At 74.7% G+C, this 3,812-nt stretch carries 4 protein-coding genes; 2 read left to right on the plus strand and 2 right to left on the minus strand.

Features of this window, described 5'->3' with window-relative positions; all coding sequences use genetic code 11:
* On the plus strand, window positions 1-271 hold a 271-nt coding region (locus ACTIR_RS24290), incomplete at its 5' end, for a Rho termination factor N-terminal domain-containing protein (RefSeq protein WP_034240961.1).
* A gap of 117 nt (window positions 272-388) precedes the next feature.
* Complete coding sequence (locus ACTIR_RS0118700) at window positions 389-1,846, plus strand: adenylate/guanylate cyclase domain-containing protein (protein ID WP_026455420.1); 1,458 nt, start codon at window positions 389-391, stop codon at window positions 1,844-1,846.
* Window positions 1,847-1,863: 17 nt separating this feature from the next.
* Here the strand turns inward: ACTIR_RS0118700 and ACTIR_RS0118705 are convergent, their stop codons facing one another.
* Both ACTIR_RS0118705 and ACTIR_RS0118710 read right to left on the minus strand, forming a co-directional pair.
* Window positions 1,864-2,919: a beta-ketoacyl-ACP synthase III gene (locus ACTIR_RS0118705; RefSeq protein WP_026455421.1), complete on the minus strand. Its 1,056-nt coding sequence runs from the start codon at window positions 2,917-2,919 to the stop codon at window positions 1,864-1,866.
* 179 nt (window positions 2,920-3,098) lie between these two features.
* Window positions 3,099-3,812, minus strand: a 714-nt coding sequence (locus ACTIR_RS0118710; RefSeq protein WP_026455422.1) for a hypothetical protein, incomplete at its 5' end; no start/stop codon positions are given.

A 3,812-nucleotide genomic window follows, 5' to 3' on the forward strand; every position in this document is an offset into this window, starting at 1 on the left:
GGCCGACGGCGGGCGGAAACCGGCCCGCGGCGGGCGGCGTGGTGCCGGGAAGCGGGACGAGGGCACCCGTGCGGGCAAGGACGGGGACGGTGAACGGGCGGACAAGGCCGGGCGGGCGTCCGGACCCGACCTGTCGGAGTTGACCAAGGCCGAGCTCGACCGCCGGGCCCGGGACCTCGGGATCCGGGGCCGCTCGAAGATGAACCGCGCGGAGCTGGAGCAGGCGGTCGGCGAGGCCGAACGGGGTCCGGAGCGCAGGCGCGCCTCCTGATCCCGACCGTCCGCGGGCCGACCGCCGGACGACGACAGCGGTCGGGCATTACGTCGGGGGCGGTCGGGCACCTACGATCCCCGGGTGGTCCGAGGGTTGTCCGCACGTGTCCGTACCGTGCTCCGCACCAGCGTGGGTTTCGCCACGATCGGGATCGGCACCAGCTTCTGCGGTGCCGGACTGGTGCTGCTGCTGTTGTTCCTGCTGGACATTCCCGCCGAGGTCGGCGACGACCGCTGGATCCTGCTGGTCTGCGCCGGTGGGTACGTGCTGCTGGCCTTCGTCATCGGCACGGCGTGGACGGTGTTCCTGCAGCGCCGCACCGTGGTGTGGTTCCTCGCCGGGCGCAGACCGAAGCCTGCGGAGGCGGCGCGGGCCCTGCGCATCCCCGTCGACCTCGCCACGGTCAGCGGCACACTCTGGGTGGGCGGCGCCGTGGCTCTGGGGGTGCTCACCGCCGTCTTCGGGTCGTGGCTGGACGCCATGGGCGTGGTGCTGGCGATCGTGCTCGGCGGCCTGGCCACGGTGGGGATGACCTACCTCGCCAGTGAACGGATCGCCCGGCCGCTGATGTCGCTGGCACTGGCCGTCGCGTCACCCGTGGGCGGACGGCTGCCCGCGACCGTGCTGCGCAGGCTCGTGGTCACGTGGAGCCTGTCCAGCGGGGTGCCGTTGTTCGGGGTGCTGCTCGTCGTGCTGCCACCGGACGTGGGCACCGGCGACCCGACGCTGACCCTGGTGTCCCTGGCGGTGATCGGCCTGGTGGTGGGGGCGCTGGGCACGGGACTGCTCGCCCGCGGGGTCGCCGCCCCGCTGCACCAGCTGCGGCTGGCGCTCGACGACATCGCCCGGGGCCGCCGCGACATCGCGATCGACCTGAACGACGCGAGCGAGATCGGCATGCTGCAGGCCTCGGTCAACGACCTGGCCTCCGGGCTGGCCGAGCAGGAACGGCTCCGCGACCTGTTCGGCAGGCACGTCGGTGACGACGTGGCGCGGCACACGCTGGAGCACGGCATCTCCCTGTCCGGGGACGTGCGCACGGTGACGGCGCTGTTCGTGGACGTCGTCGACTCGACCGCGCTGGCCGCGAACACCCCACCCGAGCAGGTCGTCCGCCGGTTGAACGGACTGTTCACCGACGTCGTCCGGGCGGTGGACACCCACGGCGGGCTGGTCAACAAGTTCCAGGGGGACGCCGCGCTGTGCGTGTTCGGGGCGCCGACCACGCACACCGACGCGGCGACGGCGGCGCTGCGGGCGGCACGGCTCATCCGGGACTCGACACGGGAACGCGGCGAGCTGGACCTGGGCATCGGGGTCGCCACCGGGCAGGTGTTCGCGGGCCAGCTGGGCACCCGCAGCCGACTGGAGTACACGGTGATCGGCGACGCCGTCAACGAGGCCGCGCGGCTGACCGAGCAGGCCAAGGAGCTGCCCGGCCGCATCCTCGCGGGCCACGACACGATCGACGCGGCCGCCGGGGCCGAACGGGCCTACTGGCGTCACCACGCCGACCTCCATCTGCGCGGGCGTGACGCCGACACGCGCGCGTTCACCGCCGTCGTCGCCTGAGGCGGCACCGCGCCGCCTCACTCCGCCAGGGTGAGCCGGGGCCACCGCAGCAGCGCCGAGCCCCAGGTGAGTCCGGCGCCGAACGCGGTCATCAGCACGCGGTCCCCGGCGCACAGGGTGCCGTCCGCCACGGCGTCGGCCATCGCCAACGGGATTGACGCCGCGCTGGTGTTGCCGGTGTGCTCGATGTTGGTCACCAGGCAGTCGGCGGGCAGGCCGAGGCTCTTCGCCGTGGTCTGCAGGATCCGCAGGTTGGCCTGGTGCCCGACGAACCGGTCGACGTCACCCGGGGTCCACCCCGCCCGGTCCAGCACGGCACGCGACGACTCGGCCATCCGGGCCGTCGCGTGGCGGAACACGGCGGGCCCCTGCATCGAGAAGTAGCGGTCGCGCGGATCGTCGGAGGTGGGGCACCGGGTGCCTCCCGCGGGCACGATCAGGAGGTCGGCCAGCTCGCCGTCGCTGTGCAGGTCGAACGGACCGACCGCGCCCGGTTCGCCGGCGGTCCCGGCCCGCAGCACCATCGCGCCCGCGCCGTCGCCGAAGATGGGCACGGTGCCGCGGTCCGCGGGGTCGAGCAGCGTGGTGAAGGCGTCGGCGCCCACGAGGAGCACCCGCCGCGCCGCCCCGGCGGCGATCAGTCCGGTGGCGGTGGCGAGCGCGTAGACGAAACCGCTGCACACCGCGTTCACGTCGAACGCCGCCGCCCCGCCCAGGCCGAGTCGGCTGGCGACCTGGGGAGCGCTGGCCGGACAGGGATGATCCGGTGTCGCGGTCGCGAGCACCACGGCGTCGACCGCCTCCCCGGCCGCCCCGTCGGCCCCGTCTCCCGGGCCGCTTCCCCCGGTGGCCGCCGCGGAGCGCAACGCACGGGCGCCCGCCTCCACCGCCATGTCCACTGTGGAGAGGTCCGGATCGACGACGTGCCTGCTCGCGATGCCGGTCCGGGTGCGGATCCACTCGTCCGAGGTGTCCAGGCGCCGGGACAGTTCGTGGTTGTCCACCGTCCTCGGCGGCAACCATCCGCCGAGTCCGACCAACACCGCCGCGACACCGAGGTCCTGCGTGGACACCTGCACTCCTCCACGGGGCCGGCATCGGGAAACACGGACTGGGAGACCGGCCTGCGCCCACTTCTATGGGATACTTCCCGGTAGAGGATTGCCCTGTGAGCGGCATCACAGCCGCGTGGCGGCGTCCGCCCCGGTCAGGGGAAATCGCGGCCCCGGTCGACCGTCCCGCGGCCGGGTGGTCAGTCCCGATCCCACCGGTTCCACCGGTCCCACCGCTCGGCCGCCTGCCGGTGACCGTGCTGCTCGGCCGCCTGCCGGTGACCGTGCCGGTCGTGGTCGTGCGGGTCCTCCCGGTCCCGGACCGCGGACGGATCACGGGAGTCGGGCCGCGCGGGGGCGCCGCCGGGGTCGCCGTCCCGGGAACCCCGGTGGTCGCGGGCGTACCGGCTGTCGTGGTGGTCCGGGGCGTCGCAGAGCTCCCCCGGTCCGTGCGGGTCCCGGGAGTCACGGAGTTGTCCGGGGCCCGCCGGGCCCGGGTGGTCCGTGGATTCGCGGTACCGCCGGTATCGCTCGGCGACCTCCGCGAACCACTCGGTGACCGAGCCCCCCGGGTGGTCCCCCGTTGCCGGGTCCGGGCGATCGAACCGTGCGGCACCGAGGTCCGTCCGCGCGCCGTCGGGAACGGACGTCGGCGCGGTCGACCGTTCCGGGATGCCGATCGGGTCGGTGGGTGTGGCCGCGACCGCCACCTCGTCCCGAACCGCCGGCGGGTCCGGTGTCTTCGCGAGCCCTGCGGGGTCGCTCTCCCCGGTGTCCGGCCCGGTCCGGGCCGGGTCGGCCGACTCCCCGGTGGGAGCCGGTCCGTCCATGGGAGCCGCTCCGGGGAGGAGGTCGTCGTCGGGTCCGGGTCCGGTGCCCTCGGCCGCGACCGTCGGGGGTCCGGTGTCCCCGGG

The organism is Saccharomonospora iraqiensis subsp. iraqiensis (genome assembly GCF_000430445.1).
Lineage (GTDB): Bacteria > Actinomycetota > Actinomycetes > Mycobacteriales > Pseudonocardiaceae > Saccharomonospora > Saccharomonospora iraqiensis.